23 protein-coding genes are annotated in these 21,729 nt (G+C 65.9%); 2 read left to right on the top strand and 21 right to left on the bottom strand.

The genetic code is table 11. The annotated features are described in order from the left end of the window. Positions 1–3: 3 nt before the first annotated feature. Positions 4–396 (bottom strand): copper chaperone PCu(A)C, encoded by a 393-nt coding sequence (locus ACQR1H_RS06665; RefSeq protein ID WP_434889630.1) that lies wholly within the window; start codon positions 394–396, stop codon positions 4–6. A gap of 270 nt (positions 397–666) precedes the next feature. Here ACQR1H_RS06665 and ACQR1H_RS06660 point away from each other — a divergent pair, with 270 nt between their 5' ends. Together ACQR1H_RS06660 and ACQR1H_RS06655 are read left to right on the top strand one after the other, a co-directional pair. Next, positions 667–1,380, top strand: a complete 714-nt coding sequence (locus tag ACQR1H_RS06660; protein ID WP_434907317.1) for a GntR family transcriptional regulator — start codon at positions 667–669, stop codon at positions 1,378–1,380. A 100-nt stretch (positions 1,381–1,480) separates the two neighbouring features. Then, on the top strand, positions 1,481–2,167 hold the full coding sequence (locus ACQR1H_RS06655; protein WP_315802076.1) for a GntR family transcriptional regulator: 687 nt from the start codon (positions 1,481–1,483) through the stop codon (positions 2,165–2,167). 136 nt (positions 2,168–2,303) lie between these two features. Here ACQR1H_RS06655 and ACQR1H_RS06650 read toward each other — a convergent pair whose 3' ends face one another. The 20 genes from ACQR1H_RS06650 to ACQR1H_RS06555 form a co-directional block, all read right to left on the bottom strand. Then, positions 2,304–3,671: a sensor histidine kinase gene (locus ACQR1H_RS06650; protein WP_316181655.1), complete on the bottom strand. Its 1,368-nt coding sequence runs from the start codon at positions 3,669–3,671 to the stop codon at positions 2,304–2,306. Next, positions 3,646–5,103, bottom strand: coding sequence for a sigma-54-dependent transcriptional regulator (locus ACQR1H_RS06645; RefSeq protein WP_316181654.1), 1,458 nt, complete (start codon positions 5,101–5,103; stop codon positions 3,646–3,648). Before ACQR1H_RS06645 ends, ACQR1H_RS06650 begins: the two co-directional genes overlap by 26 nt. Before the next feature lie 8 nt (positions 5,104–5,111). Further along, complete coding sequence (gene hypE, locus ACQR1H_RS06640) at positions 5,112–6,152, bottom strand: hydrogenase expression/formation protein HypE (protein ID WP_316181653.1); 1,041 nt, start codon at positions 6,150–6,152, stop codon at positions 5,112–5,114. Further along, the gene (gene hypD / locus ACQR1H_RS06635) at positions 6,149–7,276 is read right to left on the bottom strand and encodes a hydrogenase formation protein HypD (RefSeq protein ID WP_434907316.1); all 1,128 of its coding nucleotides are present in this window, start codon (positions 7,274–7,276) and stop codon (positions 6,149–6,151) included. The genes hypE and hypD overlap by 4 nt, the downstream gene beginning before the upstream one ends. Beyond that, positions 7,273–7,509 (bottom strand): HypC/HybG/HupF family hydrogenase formation chaperone, encoded by a 237-nt coding sequence (locus ACQR1H_RS06630; RefSeq protein WP_315802071.1) that lies wholly within the window; start codon positions 7,507–7,509, stop codon positions 7,273–7,275. The genes hypD and ACQR1H_RS06630 overlap by 4 nt, the downstream gene beginning before the upstream one ends. Next, positions 7,509–9,773, bottom strand: a complete 2,265-nt coding sequence (hypF, locus tag ACQR1H_RS06625) for a carbamoyltransferase HypF (RefSeq protein WP_434873197.1) — start codon at positions 9,771–9,773, stop codon at positions 7,509–7,511. The genes ACQR1H_RS06630 and hypF overlap by 1 nt, the downstream gene beginning before the upstream one ends. Then, positions 9,770–10,735 carry a hydrogenase nickel incorporation protein HypB gene (hypB, locus tag ACQR1H_RS06620; RefSeq protein ID WP_434873198.1) on the bottom strand — a complete coding sequence of 322 codons (966 nt, stop codon included), beginning with the start codon at positions 10,733–10,735 and terminating at the stop codon, positions 9,770–9,772. Before hypB ends, hypF begins: the two co-directional genes overlap by 4 nt. Beyond that, the gene (hypA, locus tag ACQR1H_RS06615) at positions 10,735–11,076 is read right to left on the bottom strand and encodes a hydrogenase maturation nickel metallochaperone HypA (RefSeq protein WP_315802068.1); all 342 of its coding nucleotides are present in this window, start codon (positions 11,074–11,076) and stop codon (positions 10,735–10,737) included. The genes hypB and hypA overlap by 1 nt, the downstream gene beginning before the upstream one ends. Next, positions 11,069–12,178: a nickel-dependent hydrogenase large subunit gene (locus tag ACQR1H_RS06610; RefSeq protein ID WP_434873199.1), complete on the bottom strand. Its 1,110-nt coding sequence runs from the start codon at positions 12,176–12,178 to the stop codon at positions 11,069–11,071. Before ACQR1H_RS06610 ends, hypA begins: the two co-directional genes overlap by 8 nt. Then, positions 12,175–12,684, bottom strand: a complete 510-nt coding sequence (hybE, locus tag ACQR1H_RS06605; protein ID WP_315802066.1) for a [NiFe]-hydrogenase assembly chaperone HybE — start codon at positions 12,682–12,684, stop codon at positions 12,175–12,177. The genes ACQR1H_RS06610 and hybE overlap by 4 nt, the downstream gene beginning before the upstream one ends. Continuing rightward, positions 12,681–12,893, bottom strand: a complete 213-nt coding sequence (locus ACQR1H_RS06600) for a rubredoxin (protein WP_315736715.1) — start codon at positions 12,891–12,893, stop codon at positions 12,681–12,683. Before ACQR1H_RS06600 ends, hybE begins: the two co-directional genes overlap by 4 nt. Beyond that, a complete protein-coding gene (locus ACQR1H_RS06595; RefSeq protein ID WP_315802065.1) occupies positions 12,890–13,753 on the bottom strand; it encodes a hydrogenase expression/formation protein in 864 nt (287 codons plus the stop codon). Before ACQR1H_RS06595 ends, ACQR1H_RS06600 begins: the two co-directional genes overlap by 4 nt. After that, positions 13,750–14,196, bottom strand: a complete 447-nt coding sequence (locus ACQR1H_RS06590; RefSeq protein ID WP_434873200.1) for a hydrogenase accessory protein — start codon at positions 14,194–14,196, stop codon at positions 13,750–13,752. The genes ACQR1H_RS06595 and ACQR1H_RS06590 overlap by 4 nt, the downstream gene beginning before the upstream one ends. Positions 14,197–14,432: 236 nt before the next feature. Beyond that, complete coding sequence (locus tag ACQR1H_RS06585; RefSeq protein ID WP_315736711.1) at positions 14,433–14,723, bottom strand: HypC/HybG/HupF family hydrogenase formation chaperone; 291 nt, start codon at positions 14,721–14,723, stop codon at positions 14,433–14,435. 22 nt (positions 14,724–14,745) lie between these two features. Then, a complete protein-coding gene (locus tag ACQR1H_RS06580; protein WP_315802063.1) occupies positions 14,746–15,333 on the bottom strand; it encodes a HyaD/HybD family hydrogenase maturation endopeptidase in 588 nt (195 codons plus the stop codon). A 13-nt stretch (positions 15,334–15,346) separates the two neighbouring features. After that, positions 15,347–16,090: a Ni/Fe-hydrogenase, b-type cytochrome subunit gene (gene cybH, locus ACQR1H_RS06575; RefSeq protein ID WP_434873201.1), complete on the bottom strand. Its 744-nt coding sequence runs from the start codon at positions 16,088–16,090 to the stop codon at positions 15,347–15,349. Between the two features lie 16 nt (positions 16,091–16,106). Beyond that, the gene (locus ACQR1H_RS06570; RefSeq protein ID WP_434873202.1) at positions 16,107–17,897 is read right to left on the bottom strand and encodes a nickel-dependent hydrogenase large subunit; all 1,791 of its coding nucleotides are present in this window, start codon (positions 17,895–17,897) and stop codon (positions 16,107–16,109) included. 21 nt (positions 17,898–17,918) lie between these two features. Then, a complete protein-coding gene (locus tag ACQR1H_RS06565) occupies positions 17,919–19,022 on the bottom strand; it encodes a hydrogenase small subunit (protein ID WP_315802060.1) in 1,104 nt (367 codons plus the stop codon). A 234-nt stretch (positions 19,023–19,256) separates the two neighbouring features. Beyond that, positions 19,257–20,696, bottom strand: a complete 1,440-nt coding sequence (locus ACQR1H_RS06560; RefSeq protein WP_434873203.1) for a nickel-dependent hydrogenase large subunit — start codon at positions 20,694–20,696, stop codon at positions 19,257–19,259. Beyond that, positions 20,693–21,709, bottom strand: a complete 1,017-nt coding sequence (locus ACQR1H_RS06555; RefSeq protein ID WP_434873204.1) for a HupU protein — start codon at positions 21,707–21,709, stop codon at positions 20,693–20,695. The genes ACQR1H_RS06560 and ACQR1H_RS06555 overlap by 4 nt, the downstream gene beginning before the upstream one ends. Positions 21,710–21,729 lie beyond the last annotated feature (20 nt).

Genomic DNA, 21,729 nt, shown 5'->3' with positions numbered 1-21,729 from the left:
GCTTCAAGGGGACTTGCGAACCTCGACCTCCGTTTCGATGGATCCTGCTTTCTGGAACACGATCGTGCAGGTGAAGCGCCTGCCTGGCTCGAGCGGCTCCCGCGTCTGCAGCAGCATGACGTGATAGGCGGTCGGCAGCAGCACCAGCGTGCTGCCTGCAGCGATGGGAATGTTGGGAATGGAGCGCATCGCCGGGGCGCCTTCGCCGCGATCGACGGTGTGCCGCTCAGAGAAATTGGCGACCGGACAGCGCACGCGCATCAAGGCTTCCGGCGCGGTCGTGTCGTTCTTGATCGTGATCAGCAGCGGGATGTCGCGTCCCACCTCGGGCGCCGCGGGCACCCAGGCGTCGGACAAGGTCAGCCCTTCTCCGGCCGCGGCGAGCGCAGGCGCCATCGCGCCGAACCACGTGACCGACGCCACCAGCAATGCGCGCGACACCGCCGACATCACACCGGCGCGCACGCTGCCCTCCGGGCGCACGGACCAGACCTGACCGCACTCCCGACTGGTCGGATCTTCCGACAACGGAGTCCCTCCCCTGTTTGGCCGCTTTTTAAATTGCCTCAGTGCGGCGCCTTTTCTGAATTCGTACTCTGAATTCGAATGCATCGCAAATCGATTTTCGGACTTGACATGCTAATGTCCGGCAAAATGTGATGGCCCATGCGAATCGTGCCCGCCGCTCCCTCTCTGGTCGACCAGGTCGTCGAGGCGATCACTGACGAGATCGTCAGTGGCGTTCTCACGCCGGGCTCGCGGCTGATCCAAGATGATCTGGCTCAGGCTTACGGGGTGTCGCGCCAGCCGGTTCAGCAGGCGCTGATCCTGTTGCGCGGCTGCGGGCTGGTGCAGAGCGCGCCGGGCCGCGGCCTGATCGTGGCGCCGCTGGACCCCGCCTTCGTCCGGGATCTCTATGAGATGCGCGCCGTTCTCGAAGGCCTCGCGGCGCGGCTGGCCGCCGAGCGCGCGAGCGAGCGTGCCGCGCGCGAAGGCCCGGCCTACATCGCGGCCGGCCACGAGGCGGTGAAGAGCGGGCTCGTCAACCGCAAGATCGAGACCGACATCGCCTTCCATCAATTCCTCGGCGACCTCTCCGGCAACGCGCTGATCGGCGAGACGATGGCGCCGCATTGGCCATGCCTGAAGCGGGTGATGTCCGACGTGCTGCAGAAGGAGCAGAGCATGTCCCGGATGGTCTGGGACGAGCACGAGGACATTCTTGCAGCCGTGATCAAGGGCCGCAGCGCCGAGGCCGAACGGCTGAGCCGCGAGCACATTTCGCGCGCGGCCAGTGTGTTCATCCATCACCTCAAAATCCAGCAGGACAGCAACTCCAAGCAGCGGCGGACGCTCGCCGCGCGGAAACTCTCGGTATGACCCCATTCAGACCGACCTCGTCCGCCATGCGAGCGCCGGGCTCCGGGACGGCAGTCTCACACGCGCGACCGGACATCACACCTGATCCCGTGGAGGCCGTGTGCCACCGCTGAAGACACAGCCGAGCCTGACCGAACGCGTCTACGAGCGCATTCTCTCCGACATCGTCGGCGGCGAGCTGCCGGAATCCGCCCGCCTCATCCAGGACGATCTCGCCCGCGACCTCGGCGTCTCGCGCCAGCCGGTGCAGCAGGCCCTGCTGCTGCTGCGCAATCAGGGGTTCGTCCGCGACGCGCCGGGCCGCGGCCTGGAAGTCGCGCCGATCGACACGGACTTCATCCGCAACCTCTATGAAATACGCGCCGTCGCCGAGGGCCTCGCCTGCCGGCTCGCGGCGACGCGCGGCGCCGAGCGCGCGGCCGAGGAGGGCCCCAAGCTGATCGAGCAGGGCCGGCGCGCCGAGCGCGAGCATTCGGTCGAGAAGCTGATCGAGGCCGACGTCAGGTTTCATGAATTCCTCTACGAGATCTCCGGCAACTCCGTCATCCAGGACACCACCCTGCCGCATTGGCTGCATCTGAGGCGCCTGATGGGCGAGGTGCTGATGCGCGACGAGACCCCGCGGCGGATCTGGGACCAGCACGAGGACATCCTGCGGGCGGTGATCGCAGGCGATGCGCAGACAGCCGAGGATCTTGCCCGGCAGCACATCACGCGGACCGCCACGGTGCTGCTGGCGCGGCTGTCGAAGCAGCGCGAGCCCGTGCCGGTCGCGACGGCGTCCTGATCACGTCGGACTTGGCCTTTGCCGGCGACGTCCGGCAACCCCGCGTCAGGAATCCCGGCATCGCCTCGGACGTTCAAGGAAGATGAGGACGCTCAGCATCCCATGTCGGCGTCGGCGGCAGCCCCTGCGCGCATCGTCAAGCCGCCGGCAAGGTGAAAGAGAACGTGGCGCCGCCCTGCGGCTCGTTGCTGGCCAGCAGTTCGCCGCCGTGCTCGCGAACGATGCCGTAGCTGATCCACAGCCCGAGCCCCGTCCCCTCCCCGACGCGCTTGGTCGTGAAGAACGGCTCGAAGATGTGGGTCAGATGATCCTTGTCGATGCCGGGGCCGTTGTCGGTGATGCGAAAGGCGATCTCGCTGCCCTGGCGCATCACCGCGACCAGAAGGCGCGGCAGGTCGGTCGATCGCATCGCGTCGATCGCGTTCTCCACGAGGTTGACGATCACCTGATGCAGCTGGCCTTCGTTGCCGGAGATCCACAGATCCGGCTCGACCTCGATCTGGATGTCGACACGATGCTGCTTGGTGCGACCCGCCCACAGCACGGCGGTATTGATCAGTCGCTCGATGTTGACGCGCTCGACCTCGCCGAGCTTCGAGAACGACAGGCGGCGCAGGTTCTTGACGATCTCGCTGATGCGCACCGCGCCTTCCAGCGTGCCATCGATCAGCGGGCCAAAATCCTCCAGGATGGCATCGATCCTGAGATCTTTGCGAAGCGCAGCGACATCATCCGCGACCGGCTGCTCGTGGATGGCATCGAGATAGCCGACCAGCGAGGTGCGGTAGCGCATCAGGGTGTGGATGTTGCCGTAGACGAAGCTGATCGGATTGTTCAGCTCGTGGGCCACGCCGGCGACGAGGCGGCCGAGGCTCGCCATCTTCTCCTGCTCGACCAATTGCCGCTGCGCCCGCTGCAGCTCCTGATGCGCCTTGTGCAGGGCCTCATAGGCGCGGCGCAGCTCGCCGATCGGGCGCCCCGTCAGCACCACGCCGATGAAGCGGCCGCGGTGATCATGCCGCGGCGAGCTGTTGATCGCGAACAGGTCGGAGCTGACGCCGGCGGCCGCGGCAAAGCGCAATTCACCGTCGACCACATCGGCGCTGCTGCGCGGCGTCAGCAGCGCGGCGAGCTTGGGCCGATGATCGGGATCGATCATCTCGGCGATGTTGCGACCTGCGATGTCGGCCAAAGCCCGTCCCGATGTCTGCAGAAAGGCGGAGTTGGCCTGCTGTACCGTGCCCCTGGCGTCACAGACGACCAGGATGTCGGAGACGGACTCGATGACGTTGGTGACGAACGCCTGGGCTTCCTCGAGCTCGGCGTTCTTGTGCTCGAGATCGACCTCGTAGCGCAGCAGGTCGGAATAGACCTCGTCCATCTTGCGGATCACTTCGATCCACACGCCTTCGCGCTCGCTGTCGAGTTCGAGCGTGCTGCTGCTCGCGATCAGCTTGAGCAGCGTGTCAGCCCCGGACTCAGGAGAGTGAGTGGCCTTTGCCATGTTTCTTCAGATCGTATCTCGACAGTTTGTTCCGGAGCCCCACCCGGGACAGGCCGAGCTCGCTGGCGACGCGACTGATGTTACCATCATATTTCTCCAGACAGTGAACGATGATGGTCTTTTCGAGATCCTCGACCTTGTCCTTCAGGCTCCCGGAACCATTGAGCTTGCCATTGGCGATCGCGGGCGCGGCGCGGCGGCCGCCGCGCCGGCCGGCAAACGGCGGACAGCGCAGTTCGTCGGCATCGGCCAGCACGGCCATGCGCTGGATCTCGTTCTGCAACTCGCGAACGTTGCCGGGCCAGTGATAGCGGGAGAATTCCTCCAGCGCCGCCGGTGCGAACCGCAGATGCGGCCGGTTGAACGATGTCTTCACCGCCGATAGCACGCCCTCGGCGATCAGCGGAATGTCCATCGGCCGTTCGCGCAAGGACGGCATGTGCACCGGAAACGCGGCGAGCCGGTAGTACAGGTCGCGCCGGAAGCGGCCCGCCTCGACTTCGGCCTCGAGATCCCGGTTGGTCGCGGCGACCACGCGCACATCGACCTGGCGCACGCGCTGCGCGCCGAGCGGCCGGATCTCGCTCTCCTGCAGCACGCGCAGCAGCTTGACCTGAAAGGCGGGGGATGTCTCGCCGATCTCGTCGAGAAAGATGGTGCCGCCGTCGGCGACCTCGAACAGGCCGATGCGGTCCTGATAGGCGCCGGTGAACGCGCCCTTCTTGCAGCCGAACAGCTCGCTTTCGAGCAGCTCATCCGGCAGCGCGCCGCAATTCTCGACCACGAAGGCCTTGGTGGCGCGCGCAGAGCCATAATGAATCGCACGTGCGAGCAGCTCCTTGCCGGTGCCGGATTCGCCGGTGATCAAGACCGAGATGTCGTAGTCGGCAGCGCGCCGGCCGAGCTCGATCACGTTGCGCATCGGGCTCGCGGCCGAATGCACGATGCGGTCGAAATCATAGAGCTGTTTGGCGGCGCCGCGCTTGACCGACACGACCTTCTTGATATGGGCTGGCGTGGCCTTCACGTCGACGCCGGCGGTCTCCGTCTCCTTCTGCAGCCGGTAGAGCTGCACGGCCTCGCGGACGATCTCGATCAGGCGGTCCGGCTGCCAGGGCTTCGTGATGTACTGATAGATGCCGGCCTCGTTGAGGCCGGCGATGATGTCCTCGGAATCCGAATAGCCCGAGATGATCATCCTGACAGGGTCGGGCCACATCTCGCGCACGCGCTTCAGGAAGCTGACGCCGGATTCCTGCGGCATGCGCTGGTCGCAGATCACCGCATGCACGATCTCGCCTTCGAGCAGCTTCTCGGCATCGTTGGTGTTGCCCGCACACAAGACCTCGAAATCCTGGTTGAGGACGCGCCGCAGCGCCTCCTGTGACCGGACCTCGTCGTCCACGACCAGTATCGTTCCCTGGATGCCCATCGCGCGTCTCAGCAGATCCGCGGCAGCTGCTCGCCCGACAGCCAGTCGACGATGCGGCCGCCGCCGAAGCTCGTCGCCATCTGGACGAAGCGATGATCATCGGCCACAGCTTCGCCGATCTCAGCCGCATCGCGGCCGAGCGGATGCGCCCTCATGGCGGCGAGAACGGCGCCGGCCAGCTCAGGCGCGACGATCGCGACCAGCTTGCCCTCATTGGCGACGTGGAGTGGATCGAGCCCGAGCAGCTCGCAGGCTGCCGCGACCGCCGGCTTCACCGGAATCGCTTCCTCCTGCAGACGGAAGCCCAGATTCGACTGCTGGGCGATCTCGTTCATCGTGGCCGCAACCCCGCCGCGCGTGGGATCGCGCATCAGCCGGATGCCGGCGCCGCCGGCTGCGACCATGTCGGCGACGAGACCGTGCAGCGAGGCCGAGTCGGAGACGATCTCGGTGTCGAAGGTGAGGTTCTGCCGCCGCGACATGATCGCCACGCCGTGGTCGCCGAGGCTGCCGGACAGCAGCACGCGGTCACCGGGCCTGGCCTTGTCGGCAGAGAGATCGAGGCCTTGCGGCAGCACGCCGACACCGGCCGTCGAAATGAACACGCCATCCGCCTTGCCGCGCTCGACCACCTTGGTATCGCCGGTGATGATCGCGATGCCGGCCTCGCGCGCCGCCTCGCCCATCGCATCGGCGATCCGCTTCAGGTCGGAAAACGGAAACCCCTCCTCGATGATGAAGCTGGCCGACAGATACAGCGGCCTGGCGCCGGCCATGGCGATGTCGTTGACCGTGCCGTGCACCGCGAGCGAGCCGATATTGCCGCCGGGGAAGAACAGCGGCGAGACGACATAGCCGTCGGTCGTCATCACCATGCGGCCGGCCGCGACGTCGAACGCCGACTGGTCGTTGCCGCGCGCCAGCCATTCGTTGCCGAACGCCTCGTGGAACAGGCCGGCAATCAGTTGCGCCATCGCGCGGCCGCCGGCGCCGTGCGAGAGGTCGACGCAACCGCTCTTGATGTCGAGCCGGCGCTGGTGAATGCTCATGATGCGAGCCTCCGCTGATGGTCGCGGAAGCGGCCATAGGTCCAATGCGCCGCGCAGGCGCCTTCCGACGACACCATGCAGGAGCCGATCGGCGTCTCCGGCGTGCAGGCGGTACCGAACAACTTGCAGTCCACCGGCTTCTTCAGGCCGCGCAGAATGGCCGGACACTCGCAGGCCGGATTGTCGGCGACGATCAGCTCGGACATCGCGAAGCGCAGCTCGGCGTCGAGATGCGCAAAGGCGGGCCGCAATTTCAATGCGCTCGCCGGAATGCTGCCGAGCCCGCGCCATTCGAACTGATCGCGCAACTCGAAGATCTCGGCGACCTCGCGGATGGCGCGCTGGTTGCCGCTGCCGGTGACCGCGCGGCGATACTGGTTCTCGACTTCGTGACGGCCGTCATTGACCTGCTCGATCAGCATCAGGATCGCTTGCATCATGTCGAGCGGCTCGAAGCCCGCGATCACGACCGGCTTGCCGTCATTGCGCGCGAACGGCGCATAGGGCTCGGTGCCGATCACGGTCGAGACATGCGCCGGCCCGACGAAGCCGTCGATCTCGATCGGCGTGTCGCTGTCGAGGATCGCGCGCATCGCCGGCGGGGTCAGCACGTGGTTGCAGAACACCGTGAAGTTCGACAATTGCTTCTTCTCGGCGGCCCGGATCATCACGGCGGTCGGCGGCGTCGTCGTCTCGAAGCCGATGGCGAAGAACACCACCTCGCGACCAGGATTCTGCTCGGCCAGCGCGATCGCATCCAGCGTCGAGTATACCATGCGGATGTCGGCGCCGCGCGCTTTCGCCTTGAGCAGCGAGGACCCGCGCGAGCCCGGCACGCGCATCAGGTCGCCATAGACGCAGAGGATGACCTCGGGGCGTTCGGCGAGCGCGATCGCCATGTCGATGCGCCCGGCCGGCAGCACGCAGACCGGACATCCCGGGCCGTGGATCATGCGCACATTGTCCGGCAGCATGTCCTCGAGGCCATAGCGCGCGATCGCATGGGTATGGCCGCCGCAGAACTCCATGAAGCGATAGGCGCGCGCCGGATCGGCCTTGGCGCGGATGGCGCGCGCAAGCCCGGTCGCCAGTTCCTTGTCGCGAAACTCGTCGGCATATTTCATGGTCTGACCTCCGCCACAACCTCGCCCATCTGCCGGAGCAGGTCGAGCGTCTCGCGCGCCTCCTCCGGATCGATCCTGGCCAGCGCATGGCCGACATGAAGAATGACGTAGTCGCCGACGGCGATCTCCTCGATCAGCGCGATCGAGACCTCCTTGCTGACGCCGTCGATCGAGACGATCGCCATGTCGTCAGGCAAGAGCTTGATCACCTCGGCAGGAATGGCCAGGCACATCAGACGGTCCCTCCAGACACCATATTGTTTTGCGTGAGATGCAGACCCGCCACCCAGGCCTGCCCGAGGCTGAGGCCGCCATCATTGGGCGGCAGCCGCAGCGGCAGCAGCGGATCGAGGCCCGCGGAACGGCAGCCACGCACGATCAGTTCGGCCAGATGCGCATTGAGGAAACAGCCGCCGCTCAGCACGATCATGCCGATGCCCGTCGCGCGCGACGCGCTCGTGATCCAGTCGACGCAGGCCGCCGCCAACGTGCCGTGAAACAGCCCGGCCGCTTCAACCGCGCCGGGATCACGCGCGATCAGATGCGCGAGCAGCGGCCGCAGCGACAGCACGCCGTCGGCAATGGTCCAGCCGCGCTCCAGCGTCGCCGGTTCCCGCACCAGCGCCTCCAGCTTCATCGCCGCCTCGCCTTCGTAGCTCTGCACCGTGTTGACACCGAGCAGACCGGCCACGGCATCGAACAACCGGCCGGCACTGCTGGTGACCGCGGCATCGGCACGATCCAGCAGCATCGGCATGTTTCGCGCCTGCGGCTGGGTCGCAAAACGCCACCCGATTTCGTCACCGCGACCAATATCGTGCAGCACGGAAGCCGCCATCCGCCACGGCTCCCGTGCGGCCCGGTCGCCGCCCGGCATCTTCAATGGAGCGAGATGGCCGAGGCGCTGGAAGACTGCTCCGTCGCACGACAGCAGCTCACCGCCCCAGGCGCCGCCATCGCTGCCATAGCCGTAGCCATCCAGCACCAGCGCGAGGGCGGGGCTGGTCACGCCATGCTCGGCCATGACCGAGGCCGCATGCGCATGGTGATGCTGCACCGGCAGCGTCGGCAGACCGTGTGCCAGCGCGAACCGCGTCGACGCCATGTCCGGGTGCAGGTCATGCGCGATCGCGACCGGCTCGACGTCCAGGATGGAGGTGAGATGCGCGATCGTCTCCTCGAAGAAGCGGATCGCAGCCCCGGTGTCGAGATCGCCGAGATGCTGCGACACGAATGCCTCGTCGCCGCGCGTCACCGTCACCGTCGCCTTCAGCTGAGCGCCGACCGCGAGCACCGGCGGCACGGCGCGCGCGAGCCGGATCGGCTCCGGAACATAGCCGCGCGCGCGCCTGACGAAGCGGGGAACGCCGGCCACGACAGCAAGCACGGAATCGTCGGCGCGGATGACGATGTCGCGATCGTGGGTGACGATCAGATCCGCAATGTCGGCGAGGTCCGCGCGCGCCTCGTCATTGTCGGTCAGCAGCGGCTCGCCACTTGGATTGGCGCTGGTGCAGACCACCGCCCATGGTCCATCAGCGGCCGGCCGGCGCGCCTCCAGCGCATGGAAGATCAGATGATGCAGCGGTGCGAGCGGCAGCAACACGCCGATCTTCGAAAGGCCCGGTGCGACCGAGGACGCGACACGTTGGCGCGAGCGCAGCAGCACGATCGGTCGCGCCACCTGCTCCAGCAGCGCGCGCGCAGGCGCATCAATCTCGGCAATCTCGGTTGCAGCGTCGACCGTAGCGAGCATCACGGCGAACGGCTTGCCATCGCGCTGCTTGCGCGCGCGCAGCCGCTGGACGGCCTGCTCATCCCGGGCGTCGCACAGCAGCTGATAGCCACCGAGACCCTTGATGGCCACGATCCTGCCATTCGCGAGCACGGCTGCGATATCATCGATGCCATGGCTGAGCTGCGGACCGCAGCGCGGACAAGAGATCGCTTCGGCATGAAAGCGGCGCCCGGCGGGATCTTCGTAGTCGGACCGGCACGCCTCGCACATCGGAAAGCGCTTCATCGAAGTGGACGCGCGATCGTAGGGCAGGCGCTCGGCGATGGTGAAGCGCGGACCGCAATGGGTGCAGTTGACGAAGGGATAGAGATGGAAGCGGCTATTGCGATCGAACAGCTCGGCCAGGCACGCGTCACAGGTGGCGGCGTCGGGCACGATCCGCGTCGTGACGCGCCCGCCCGTGCTCTGGGCGATCCGGAAGCCCGTGCTGCAATCGGCCACGATCGGCTCGACGGCGATGTCGTCGATGCGGGCCAGCGGCGGCGCCTGCTGCGGCAGCGCCGCGACGAAGTCAGCGACCTCGTCGCCCTCGACCTCGATCAGCACGCCATCAGCGTCATTGGCGACGAAGCCGCCGAGCCGATGGCGCGTGGCCAGGCCGTGGACATAGGGACGAAAGCCGACGCCCTGCACGGCGCCGCGGACGCGGAGCCTGAGGCGCGCATGGTTCGCCGCCGATGTCCGGCCGGGCGTGCTCATCCCCGCACCGCGTTCGCTGCGCTCGCCCGCATCCGCTCAGACTGCTTCCTGATCCAGGCGTAGAACGCAGAAAGGCCCTCGCCTGTCTTCGCGGAGATCGTCAGCACCTCGATCTTCGGATTGACGCGGCGGGCATATTCGATCGTCTGCGCAAGATCGAAATCGAGCACCGGCGCCAGATCGATCTTGTTGATCAGCATCAGCGATGATGCCGCGAACATGTCGGGATATTTGAGCGGCTTGTCTTCGCCCTCGGTGGTCGAGAACACGACGATCTTGCAAGCTTCGCCGAGATCGAAGGCGGCCGGACAGACGAGGTTGCCGACATTCTCGATGAACAGCAGCCCGCCGCGCAATGACGGCAGCCGGCCAAAGGCTTCGCCGACCATGGCCGCGTCGAGATGACAGCCCTTGCCGGTGTTGATCTGGATCGCCGGCACGCCGGTGGCGCGGATGCGCTCGGCATCGTTGGAGGTCTGCTGGTCGCCCTCGATCACCGCGACGGGCCGGCTCTGCTTGAGATCGGAGACGGCGCGCACCAGCAGCGAGGTCTTGCCGGCGCCTGGGCTGGAGACGAAATTGAATGCCAGCACGTCATGCGCGGCGAAGCGCGCGCGGTTTTCTGCCGCGAGCCGGTTGTTCTTGCCGAGAATGTCGCGTTCGATCTGGATGATGCGCCCGCTGGAGAGACCGGCAACCTCCTGTCCGGCCGGATTGGCCGAACAGTCGACGTGGTCGGCAGCATGATCATGATGATGATCATGCGCGCGACCGTGATCATGATGGTGATCATCGTGATGGTGACCATGCTCGTGATCATGATGGCCGTAATGGTGATGATGTCCGGACTGATCATGGCTGTGATCATGTCCATGATCATGATGATGCTCGCCGTGATCGTGATCATGATCACCGGTCTCGATGGAGGACTTGCCGTCACTGCAGCCACACACCGTGCACATTACTCGACCTCCAGCTCCTTGACCCGCATGTCCTCACCGCCCGTGACCTGCAGCTGATGACTGCCGCAGACCGGACAAGGCTGATAGCGTTGGCTGATCTCGACGCTGCGCGAGCAGCCCAGGCACCATGCCGTGCCCGGCTGTTCGATGATCTCGAGCGCTGCCCCCTGCAACAGGGTCTTCGCGGTCACCGCCTCGAAACAGAATCGCAGCGCCTCCGGCGCGACATGGCTGAGCGCACCGATCTCCAACCATACGGTCTTCACCGTGGAGAAGGCGCCCTTGCGTGCCTCCTGCTCGACGATCTCGACGATGCCTTCGCACAGCGCCATTTCATGCATCGGCCATCCCCCGGAACGCCAGGTGATAGCCGACGCAGGGATCGAACGATCCGACCATCGTATGGACGGCGTGGCGATCGACGGTGCCGCGCAGCGCAACTCCCGTGAGGCTCCTCACGACAGGACCGCGCGGGTGAAAGTTCCATTCCGTCGGCGCCAGATACTCGAAACGCGAGACCGTGCCGTGCGCATCCAGCTCGATCGCGTGATGCAGCCGGCCGCGCGCGCATTCGACCGCGGCGGCGCCGCGCCGCGGGCCAAGCCCGTAGCTTGCGACGGCATGCGGGTCGTCGGCCGCGGCGGCCTCCGCCTCACCCGCCTCGATCAAGCGGAGCAGCTCGGCAATCTCAGCGATCTTGGCTGAGAGGCGTTCGACGGGGCCGGCTGATGCCAACTGATGGCGCTCCGCATAGCGGGCCCAGACTCCGGTCTCCGGAACGCGGCCGTCAAGTTCGGGAGCCTCAGCAAAGGCAGATCCCACGTCGATCAATCGCGTGACGATGGCGCCATCATCGGCGGCCGACAGGATGTCGTGCTCGGCCGGCATGTGGCTCCATCCTCCATCATCGGCGGCCTTCCGGGCCGCGTCCATCATCGATGCAAGCGGAGTTCCCGGCAGAACCGGCTCCGCTGGCCAGCCTATGCCCAGAGCCACCATGCCCATCTTGATTTGAGACAAGGTTGCAGCGCGAGATTGCAGCGGGGCATCAGCGTCGGAAGGCGTCTGCAGCGAGGCGATCGCCTGCAACAGCCGTTGCACCGGCTGCGCGACACTGCGATTGTCCGCCATTGAAGCAATCAGCAGACCGCGCATGAGTTCGGCGAAGCGTTCCGCCAGCACGGCCTGGATCCGACGATGGCGCGTCGACGGCGCAGCCTGCTCGCCGCGGGCCGCCTCCAGCGCCGAGAGCAGCGCAACCTGGTGTGCACCGGCGCACAGCGAGAACAGCCGCGGCAGGGCCGCAAGCAGCATCTCGGCCGGCTTGCCGGCGAACAGCCGTTCCAGCGGCGGCCGCGTGCGCGGCTGAATGTCGACGCCGACGATCAGCTGATCAGCGACCGACAGCGTGACGTCGATGCGGTTGCGGAACGTGAGGGTCATGCGCGGCCCTCGGAAAGGGTCCCACGCAGGAACGCCCGGCGATCGATCGTGCTCGACGCCTTCGCAGCGCGTTCGGACGACAGGTCATCCTCCGGCGCCGTCATCAGCGCGGCCAGAGCGGCCTCAGCCGCCGCACGCGCCGCGGCCATGTCCGCGAACTCGAACATCGGCGAGAACAGCGAGCAGCTCGCGATCCGCCCGATCCCGGCGATATCGCCGATCGTGAACTCGAACGAGCCGGCCGGAAGCACGATCTTGACGACGGATCCCGCGGAGCCCTGGGCGGCCGGAGTGACCACGTTCATGAACCACGGCGTGACGACGATGCCGAGGATGCGGCCCTCGACAACCGAAAATCCAATCGCCTCGACGTCGAGCGCGTCGTGATAGATCGGCAGATCGCGCATCGCACGCGCGCCGATCTCGCGATAGAAGCCGGCGAGACGCTCGCCCCACGCGACCGGCGTGACGTCAGACGTGCCCTGCCCGGCCGCCTCAGCGCTCATGGCTCGACCACCATGAACTTGGCTTTCGGCGCATCGCAGTTCGGGCAATGCCAGTCGTCCGGCAGCGCCGCGAACGGCGTCCCCGGCGGAATCTGCGCGACGCCGTCACCTTCGGCCGGATCGTAGCGCGTCCAGCAGATGCCGCACTCCAGCAACACGTCATCAGCGAGATCGCTGCGGACACCGAAATTCTCGAAGCCGCCGCTCATGTGAAATAGGCCTCGATGATCTGGGTCAGGCGCTCGGCCGAATCCTCGAAATCCTCAGCCGCGGCGAGCGCGACCACCGGCACGCCGCCGACTTCGAGGGTGTCGAGAATGATCGTATCCATGGCGTTGAAGAACTGCACCGACCAGACATGGCGGATGCCGGTCGCGAGCACGCGGCAGGTGCCGTAGCCGCGCGACATCAACTGGATCGGGCCGTTGCCGAGCGTCTGCTGCAGGAAACTCATGTCGGCCGGGCTCATCGGCAGCAGCGTGAAGTTGATGGTCTGCGAGCGCTGGCCCGGTCGCCAGGACAGCGCGCGCTCGCGGATCTCGGCGAGCACCGGCAGCGCGTTCATCGTGCCCTCGGGCACAGGGCCGATCACGATGTCACCCGCGGTCAGATCGGCGGCGGCGCGCGACACGATCTCCGGCACGGCGCCGACCTCGATGTAGTCGTGGCGCTCATCCGCTTCCAGCCGCACCCGCCAGATGCCGGCGAGCACCGATTCCTGGATTTGAGCCAGCGTCCCGTCGGGAAGAGCCACGACGCCCGCGACCTCGCCCTCGCCCAGCACGTCGTCGATCAGCCGCCGCTCGAGATCGTTGAGGCCTTCGAGACGGAATAATTGCGTCGGTGCGCCGGCAGTCTGCGCCGCGATGGCGGATGCAATCGTCGACAGCAATTCGACCGCGCGCGGGCAGCTCCGCGCCAGCGCCTCCGAGTCGAGCGAGGCCAGCTTGGCCAGCGCTCCGGAAGCGGTCAGCCCCTTGTGGGAGGTATCGAGCGCCTCTTCGCCGATCGGAAAGATGTTGACCGGCTCCTCGGCTCCTTCAGGCGCGATCCAGAATCCCGGCTTCATCGCTCGACTCCCGCAGGCTGATGGACTGGGACGATGCTGGCGACGACCGCCGCCGTCGCGCCCTGCGGCCGGTCGATCAGCCGCGAGATGCGGTCGACATAGACAGACCAGTCCTGGATCTTGGCGATCAGGCCAAGCGTCTCCGCGCCGCGGCACAGGATCAGGCTCGGCTGCACGCGCACGCCAAATCGCGCCCCGAGCTCGGCCTCCGCGTCGCGCGCGATGATCGCGCCACACAGCCGGCCCTGAAACGCCGTGATCAGCTCCGGCAGCACGATGGCCACGTCCAGCGCCTCCGGAAATCGCGCGGGATCCCCGGCCGACAGCAGCACGGCGACAAGCCCGGCGCAATCAGCCTCGGCGAGAAAGGCATCGACGGTGCCGGTATCGACCTCCGGCAACCCGCCTCGCGCGCGCGCGGGGTCACGCTGCTGCATTTCCATCGGTGTTTCTCCCTGACCAGTTATCGTTGCCATATTCCCCATGATCAGCAATCGACGTGCCAGACACCCACGCGGGGCCGGTAGCACCCAAGACATTGAAACATATTCGGTTTTTATTGCAACTAAGGATTGCGCAAGAAATCGGAAAGGTGCTTTCCAGAGAAAGCCTGCAAACTTACTTCATCTATGGAAATTCTGTTATCAGCAATCCGGCGCTGCCCGAGGGCATCACGCCGCTACCGCAAATGCTCCGGCAGCTCCGGCTCGCGCCCGATCAGATCCGCGAAGAAGTCATCGCAATTCTCGCCGTTCACGGCCGCCTGCAGGCCGCGCAGCGCCTCACCGATCAGCCGCGCTTCTTCGTCATCGAGCAGGCGAACGGCGTTGTCGATATAGACGAGCACCTTGGCCCCCACCGGCGGGTTCGACAGCAACAGCACCGAGACGCGGCGCTCCTCGCCGTCGAAGCTGCACAGTGCCGAGACGCCATCGGTCTCGAGGATTGTCATCGGCAGGCCAAGACACATGGCGGATTTCCTCGCGGCGCGGTCACTCGGCCGGGCGCGCCCGCAGCTCGTAGCTGTGATGGTCGATGTCGTTCGCAAGCAGGCGTTCGTCGCCGGCGAGCGGTTCACGCCGCGGCACGGCGGGTGCGCCCCATTCCGCCAGCAGGGCGCAGGCCAGCTCGATCGACGGCCCGATCTGCGCGAGGACAGGCGCGGTCAGCGGCCCGCCCCAATCCTCGAGGTCGAGCGGCTGGCAGCCGATCAGCGCAAGCCGTTGCGGATAACGGCCGAGCAGGTCGGCCGCGCTCAGCACTTCCTGGAAGCCCGTCTGGTGCAGGCTCATCTTCTTGGCGCCGGTGAAGCGCGGCACCTCGTCGTCCCGGACGAGCTTGAGCTCGCCCGGCACGAGGCCGTAGTCGATGGCGTCGAACACGATCAGACTGTCGGCTTCCTCGACATAGTTGACGAGGTAGAGCCCCTGCGTGCCGCCATCGAGGATCGTGACGTTGTCGGGCACGGTGAAGCGGCGGTGGAATTCCTCCACCACCCGCACACCGAAGCCTTCGTCAGCCCAGAGAATGTTGCCGATCCCGAGCACCAGAATGCGGTCGCGCCCGCGCTCATCGACCATGCCGGCCCTCCTGTCAGTCGCGGAACTGCCGCTCGCCCGAGATCATCGAGGAGATGATGCTCTGGCGCGACATGATGTCTTCGCGAATGGCGGCATAGACGTGCACCATCACGAAGGTGACCAGCGCCCACATCCCGAGATGATGCCAGGTATGGACGTCCTGGCTGTTCGGCCAGATGGCGAATACCCAGCCGAACAGCTTGTGCTGCCAGCTGTCGATCCCGGTGCCTTCCGAATAGAGCGCAAAGCCGGTGACGATCATGAAGGTCACGAACAGCGTGAAGCCGGTGAACATCGCCGTCTGCGCCAGCGGATTGTGGCCGACATACATCTTCGGCTCACGCTCCAGGAACGCGTACCAGCGGATCTCGTGCAGCACCTCCTTCCAGAATTGCTTGCGATGCACCGGAATGTAGAAGATCTGCCGGGAGTGGTGGTTGCCGACGAAAGCCCAGAAGATGCGGGCGAGGAAGAACACCGCCAGCACCTGTCCGGCCGCGAAATGGGCAAAGCGGATGTAGCCCATCACGAAATTCGCCGACGCCTCCCCCGCCACCGTCGGCAGCGGCGAGCCGATCAGATAGCCGGTGATCATCAGAACGATGATCGCGAACGCGTTGACCCAGTGGCAGATGCGCACGGGCGCTTCGTAGACATAGACCGTGGGCCGGCCGACCGCATGCTCGCCGGCGGCGTCGGCCGCAATCGCGGCGATATCCGTCCCCGACTCGGGCGGGCGTGCAACTGCATCCATCATGACCCTGCTCCCCGTGCTATCTGACCTTGACCTTGGCAAGTTCCTGGCCGTCCGGACTCATCACGTGCGTCGAGCAGGCTAGGCACGGATCGAAGGAATGGATCGTGCGCAGGATCTCCAGCGGCTGCTCGGGATTGGCCATCGGGGTGTTCATCAGCGACGCCTCGAATGCGCCGATGTTGCCCTTGGGATCCCTCGGCGAACCGTTCCAGGTCGTCGGCACGACGCACTGGTAGTTGTCGATCTTGGTGTCCTTGATCTTGATCCAGTGCGCGAGCGCGCCGCGCGGCGCCTCGGTGAAGCCGACGCCCTTGGCCTCCTTCGGCCAGCTCTCCGGCTTCCATTTGTCGACATTCGCCGTCGAGCTGTCGCCCGCCTTGATGTTGGCGATCAGCTTGTCCTGGAAGTAGCGCATCTGGCGTCCGGCCCAGACCGATTCCAGCGCGCGCGCCGCGGTGCGGCCCAGCGTCGAGAACAACGCCGTCAGAGGCAGGTCGAGATCTTTCAGGAACTTGTCGACGGGATCCTTGAACTCGGACTTGTTCTGCGCGTAGCCGACGACCCAGCGTGCGAGCGGTCCAACCTCCATGGCGTGGCCGCGCCAACGCGGCGCCTTGATCCAGGAATATTTGCCGCCCTCGTCGAGCTCCTTGATGTCCGTCTTGGTGCCCTTGGCATTGGGGCCGAGCACGTAGTTCGGCTCGGTGATGCCGTCCCAGGGATGCAGCCCCTTGGTTTCGTCGGGGTATTTGTACCAAGAGTGAACCACGAACTCCTGGATCTCGTCGGGGTTGGCGTGATCGACCGGAAACACCTCGGACAGATTGCCGTTGATGATCGCGCCCCGCGGCAGCTTCAGGCTCTTGGCGGAATAGTCATTGGCGTGCTCGGGCACGTCGCCATAGGCGAGCACGCTCTTGCCGGACAGGCCGCCGCCGTAGAGCCAGTCCTTGTAGAACGAGCCGATCGCGGCGACGTCAGGGAGATACACCATCTCGTTGAACTCGATCAGGCGATCGATGATCGACGAGACGAGATTCAGCCGCTCGATGTTGATGGCGCCGACCGCGCCGGTGCCGTCGATGTTGATCGGACACGGCACGCCGCCCACCAGCCAGTTCGGATGTGGATTCTTGCCGCCGAAGATGGTGTGGATCTTGACGATCTCTTTCTGGAAATCGAGTGCCTCCAGATAGTGTGCCACGGCCATCAGATTGGCCTCAGGCGGCAGCTTGTAGGCCTTGCTGCCCCAATAGCCGTTCTTGAACGGACCGAGCTGGCCGGACTCGACGAACTTCTTGAGACGGGTCTGCAGGTCCCTGAAATAGCCGGGCGACGACAGCGGCCAGCTCGAGATCGACTGCGCCAAGGTTGACGTCGCCTTTGGATCGGCCGAGAGCGCCGAGACCACGTCGACCCAGTCCAATGCGTGCAGATGATAGAAGTGCACGACGTGGTCGTGCACCTGCAGCGCAAGCTGCATGAGGTTACGAATGGAGTTGGCATTCTCCGGAATGGTGATGCCGAGCGCGTTCTCGACCGCGCGCACCGATGTGAGCGCGTGCGTTCCGGTGCAGACGCCGCAGATCCGCTCGGTGAAGGCCCAGGCGTCGCGCGGATCGCGGTTCCTGAGGATCACCTCGATACCGCGCCACATCGTGCCGGTGGAGACCGCATTGCGGATCACGTTGTCGGAATCGACGTTGACCTCGACCCGCATGTGTCCCTCGATGCGGGTGACCGGATCGACGACGATGCGCTTGCCGGAATTGTCGAGATTGAAGCCGTTGGGAGTCTGGATGCCCATCGTTGCCTGTCCTGAATTCGATCAATGATCTTGCTTGGCGTTTTCCTTGGCGTCGTCGCGTTTGGTCGCGAGACGCTTGACCGCCGTGACCGCCGCATGCGCTGCGACCGCCGCACCTACCGTGCCCGCGGCCACCATGCCGACCTGGTCGGCGTTGTGCTCGATGCCGAACTGCTTGATGTTGGTGAGGCGGTCGTAGAACGAGCCCTTGTCCCAGAAGCCGTCCTCCGAGCAGCCGATGCAGCCATGACCCGACTGGATCGGGAACGATACGCCGCCATTCCATCGCACCGTCGAGCAGGCGTTGTAGGTGGTGGGGCCCTTGCAGCCCATCTTGTAGAGGCAGTAGCCCTTGCGCGCCGCCTCGTCGTCCCACTCCTCGACGAACTGGCCGGCGTCGAAATGCGGCCGGCGATAGCACTTGTCGTGGATGCGCTGTGAGTAGAACATCTTCGGCCGGCCCTGGCGGTCGAGCTCTGGCAGCTTGCCGAAGGTGGTGATGAAGGTGACGACGCCGGTCATGACCTCGGCGATCGGCGGGCAGCCCGGCACCTTGATGATCGGCTTGTTGGTGATGACCTTGTCGATCGGCGTCGCCTGCGTCGGATTCGGCTTCGCCGCCTGCACGCAGCCCCAGGAGGCGCAAGCGCCCCAGGCGATGATCGCCATCGCGTCCTCGGCCATCATCTTCAGCTTCTCGACGAACGGTTTGCCGCCGTCGATGCAGAACATGCCACCTTCGTTCAGCGGCGGATTGCCCTCGACCGCGAGAATGTATTGTCCCTTGTACTTCGCGCGCGTCTCTTCGAGGATGGCCTCGGCCTGGTGGCCGGCCGCCGCCATGATGGTGTCGTCATAGTCGAGCGAGATCATCGACAGCACGGCATCCTTCACCAGCGGATGCGCCGAGCGGATGAAGCTCTCCGAGCAGCAGGTGCATTCGAGCCCGTGCATCCAGATGACCGGCGTGCGCGGCTTGGTCTCCAGCGCATTGGCGATGCGGCTCGCCGCGACCGGCCCGAGCCCGAGGCTCGTCGCCGTCAGGCTGCAGAATTTGTGAAAGCTGCGCCGCGTGATGCCCTGACGCCGGATGACGCTGTAAAAAGTTTCCGTTGCCGCGCCCATGAGTCCTCCCCCTGATATCGCGTTGGCGATCGTGTGATCGCGTTCTGGCGAGAAGGACAGCAAGATGCGGGCCAGCATCATCCCTGGATTTGAATCATAATGATTCCAGATGCTTGAAGCAGTGAGGCCGCAGCGGCTAAGGCTTCGACAGCGGATCGCGCGCGATAATCGGAAATCACGCGCTTTGCACCGACAAGCTTGTTTCCGCTTGCTGCCTTACTGTGTGCAGCGCGCTCAATGCGCCGTGCAGACCATGCACGGATCGAACGACCGCACGACGTGCTGGATGCCGACCGCACGAGCGCCGGCATCGCCGACCTCGGTGCCGACCAGCGCCTGTTCGAGCGGACCGGCTATCCCATCCGCGTCGCGCGGAGAGAAATTCCAGCTGGTCGGCGCGATGATCTGATAGCGCTCGATGCGGCCGGAGCGCACCGCGAGCCAGTGGCCCAGGCTGCCGCGCGCAGCTTCCACGAGCCCGACGAAATTGCCGTCGGCCGTACTGGCGCTGTTGTCGCAGAACGGCTCGTTGAGACGCAGTGCCTTGATCCATTGCTCGATCGCCAGCGCGAGGCGCGCGGTCTCGATCAGCCGGGCGATGACACGATTGCGGACATTGCTGCGACCGCCCGCGAGCAGCGCGGAGATCAACGGCTGACCGTCGATGGCCTGCCTTGCGAGAGCGCCGACCTCGACCGGTTCTCCCGCAAGCCGCGGCGCCTTGCACCAACTATAGGCGTCGGGCTTGTCGGCGTCGGGCTCGGTCCGGCTCTCGGCCGGATCGAGCGAGGTCGCACGCATCCAGGCGTGCGACACGTCCTCCGTGATCCGATTCGACGGCAGCGCTTCGGTCGTTCCATCGCGGGTGCGAAGCCCGGCGCGGAAGTGCGCACTGTCAGACTCGTGATAAGCGCCGAAACTCATCAGCAGGCCGGAGCCCGGGCCAAGATGCGCCAGATCGAGCGCGTCGGCGATGCGCAGGAAATGCGCGAAGTCGCCGGCGCGGCCCTCGCGCCAACGGTCGAGCTCGTCCGACGTCGACAAGGCGAGCACATTCTCCAGCCTGTCGGCAAACACGGCGCGTTCAAGAAAACCGCGAAACGACGCCGCGATCGCGTTGAGGCGCACGCGCTCGCCGAGCTCGATCGCGCGCGTGGTCCCGCCCGGCTGGAAGGCAAGACTGTGCGGCCATTTGCCGGCGATCAGGCCCATGATCTCGAGCAGCCGCGCGCGCGCCGGCAACGCTTCGCGAGCAGCGCTGCCCTTCGTCGCCGCGAAACGCTCGGCCGCAGCCGAATGCCAAGCGTGCGCGACGTAGGCGTCGCGGGCGAAGTCCGGCATGAAGAAGATGTAGAAATGCGTCAGATGGTCCGCCGCGTTCTCGGCCGCATGGGCAATGTTGGCCGCGAGGATGCCGTTTGGCGCTGCCGCAATGCCCATGGCCTGGCGCAACGCGGCGGCGGCGGCGATCGATTGCGACACCGAGCAGATGCCGCAGATTCGCGGTGCGATCACCAGCGCGTCCAGCGGCGGCCGCCCCTCCAGGATCTGCTCGAAGCCGCGATAGAGCGGCGCCGTCACTTCCGCCCTGGTGACGCGGCCGCTCTCGATATCGAGCCTGACCTCGAGGTCGCCTTCGACACGATTGAACGGCCCGACCGTGATCCGCGTCATGGACGGCGCTTGTCACTGGGCCGGCCAGGCGGCACCACGACATGATCCGCCGTCGCATTGACCCGCACGCGGCGCGGCGTGGCCGATTTCGACAGCGCGGCAAGCGCCACGAACCAGGCTTTCGGCATGTCGGTCGGAAGGCCTACGGGAATGCCCGCGAGCTTCGCCGTCTCCAGATAGTTCTGCGTGCTCTCGAAGCCCGGCGAGGTGCAGGCGATGCAGGCGTACCCGCCCTTGGTGCAGGAGCCGCCGCCATTCCAGGAGCGCTGATTGCAATCGCCGACCGCCTGCGTCGCGCGGCAACCGAGATGCTCCATCAGGCAGCCGCGCTCCGACATCGTCTCAGCGCTCGCCTTGAACTCGTAGAACTCATTGCGTGAGCAGCCGTGATGAGCCAAGTGATTGGCGATGAAGGTCGGACGTCCCACTGCGTCGAGGCCGTCTGCCGTCAGATCGCCCGAGGTGAGCGCCAGCAGGCTTTCCATCATCCAGCCCGGATGCGGCGCGCAGCCTGCGACGTTGATCACCGGCAGCCCGCGTTTCGAGCGGAATCCCGCGCCGAGCGCGCCGCCGATGTCACTGCCCTCGAACTGCAATCCGACCGCGTCGGTCGGGTTGATGCCGGCAGCAGGAATGCCGCCATAGGCCGCGCAGCTGCCGACGGCGACGACGTAGTCGGCCAGCGGCGCCAGATCGAGCAGCCAGTGATAGATCGAGCGGTTGGTGCCGGCGAGCATGTTGAAGCGGCCGGTCTGACCAGGTCCGCGCGCCACCGAGCCTTCGAGCACCAGCAGATCGAGCCGCTCGCGACCGTCGCGGATCGCCTCCAGTAGCTCCACGACCTCGTCTCCGGTCTGCTCGCTGACGGAGGGATGCCAGATGAGGTCAATGCCGGACTGGCGCAGCTCATCGAACCAGCCGGACGCACCGCTTTCCAGGATCGACATCGTGCAGCCGCCGCAGCTCGCGCCCTGCAGCCACAGCATCCTGGTCATTTCGTCCGAGCCGGCCATCATTCGTACCCGCGCGCTCG

Source organism: Bradyrhizobium sp. HKCCYLRH2015, from assembly GCF_051168215.1.
GTDB lineage: Bacteria > Pseudomonadota > Alphaproteobacteria > Rhizobiales > Xanthobacteraceae > Bradyrhizobium.
The sequence above is the reverse complement of the archived record's forward strand: the minus strand, read 5'-3'. Positions and strand labels throughout refer to the sequence as shown.

What these genes read in the sequence shown, in the direction of transcription:
- ACQR1H_RS06555 (WP_434873204.1), bottom strand. Translation starts at nt 21,709, where the DNA reads ATGGCCGGCTCGGACGAAATGACCAGGATGCTGTGGCTGCAGGGCGCG.
- ACQR1H_RS06645 (WP_316181654.1), bottom strand. Translation starts at nt 5,103, where the DNA reads ATGGGCATCCAGGGAACGATACTGGTCGTGGACGACGAGGTCCGGTCA.
- hypE (WP_316181653.1), bottom strand. Translation starts at nt 6,152, where the DNA reads ATGAGCATTCACCAGCGCCGGCTCGACATCAAGAGCGGTTGCGTCGAC.
- ACQR1H_RS06565 (WP_315802060.1), bottom strand. Translation starts at nt 19,022, where the DNA reads ATGGGCGCGGCAACGGAAACTTTTTACAGCGTCATCCGGCGTCAGGGC.
- ACQR1H_RS06580 (WP_315802063.1), bottom strand. Translation starts at nt 15,333, where the DNA reads ATGGTCGATGAGCGCGGGCGCGACCGCATTCTGGTGCTCGGGATCGGC.
- cybH (WP_434873201.1), bottom strand. Translation starts at nt 16,090, where the DNA reads ATGATGGATGCAGTTGCACGCCCGCCCGAGTCGGGGACGGATATCGCC.
- ACQR1H_RS06560 (WP_434873203.1), bottom strand. Translation starts at nt 20,696, where the DNA reads ATGACGCGGATCACGGTCGGGCCGTTCAATCGTGTCGAAGGCGACCTC.
- ACQR1H_RS06610 (WP_434873199.1), bottom strand. Translation starts at nt 12,178, where the DNA reads ATGACCCTCACGTTCCGCAACCGCATCGACGTCACGCTGTCGGTCGCT.
- ACQR1H_RS06590 (WP_434873200.1), bottom strand. Translation starts at nt 14,196, where the DNA reads ATGGAAATGCAGCAGCGTGACCCCGCGCGCGCGCGAGGCGGGTTGCCG.
- ACQR1H_RS06665 (WP_434889630.1), bottom strand. Translation starts at nt 396, where the DNA reads ATGGCGCCTGCGCTCGCCGCGGCCGGAGAAGGGCTGACCTTGTCCGAC.
- ACQR1H_RS06570 (WP_434873202.1), bottom strand. Translation starts at nt 17,897, where the DNA reads ATGGGCATCCAGACTCCCAACGGCTTCAATCTCGACAATTCCGGCAAG.
- ACQR1H_RS06595 (WP_315802065.1), bottom strand. Translation starts at nt 13,753, where the DNA reads ATGAAGCCGGGATTCTGGATCGCGCCTGAAGGAGCCGAGGAGCCGGTC.
- hybE (WP_315802066.1), bottom strand. Translation starts at nt 12,684, where the DNA reads ATGAGCGCTGAGGCGGCCGGGCAGGGCACGTCTGACGTCACGCCGGTC.
- hypB (WP_434873198.1), bottom strand. Translation starts at nt 10,735, where the DNA reads ATGTGCACGGTGTGTGGCTGCAGTGACGGCAAGTCCTCCATCGAGACC.
- ACQR1H_RS06630 (WP_315802071.1), bottom strand. Translation starts at nt 7,509, where the DNA reads ATGTGCCTGGCCATTCCTGCCGAGGTGATCAAGCTCTTGCCTGACGAC.
- hypF (WP_434873197.1), bottom strand. Translation starts at nt 9,773, where the DNA reads ATGAGCACGCCCGGCCGGACATCGGCGGCGAACCATGCGCGCCTCAGG.
- hypA (WP_315802068.1), bottom strand. Translation starts at nt 11,076, where the DNA reads ATGCATGAAATGGCGCTGTGCGAAGGCATCGTCGAGATCGTCGAGCAG.
- ACQR1H_RS06585 (WP_315736711.1), bottom strand. Translation starts at nt 14,723, where the DNA reads ATGTGTCTTGGCCTGCCGATGACAATCCTCGAGACCGATGGCGTCTCG.
- hypD (WP_434907316.1), bottom strand. Translation starts at nt 7,276, where the DNA reads ATGAAATATGCCGACGAGTTTCGCGACAAGGAACTGGCGACCGGGCTT.
- ACQR1H_RS06660 (WP_434907317.1), top strand. Translation starts at nt 667, where the DNA reads ATGCGAATCGTGCCCGCCGCTCCCTCTCTGGTCGACCAGGTCGTCGAG.
- ACQR1H_RS06650 (WP_316181655.1), bottom strand. Translation starts at nt 3,671, where the DNA reads ATGGCAAAGGCCACTCACTCTCCTGAGTCCGGGGCTGACACGCTGCTC.
- ACQR1H_RS06600 (WP_315736715.1), bottom strand. Translation starts at nt 12,893, where the DNA reads ATGAGCGGCGGCTTCGAGAATTTCGGTGTCCGCAGCGATCTCGCTGAT.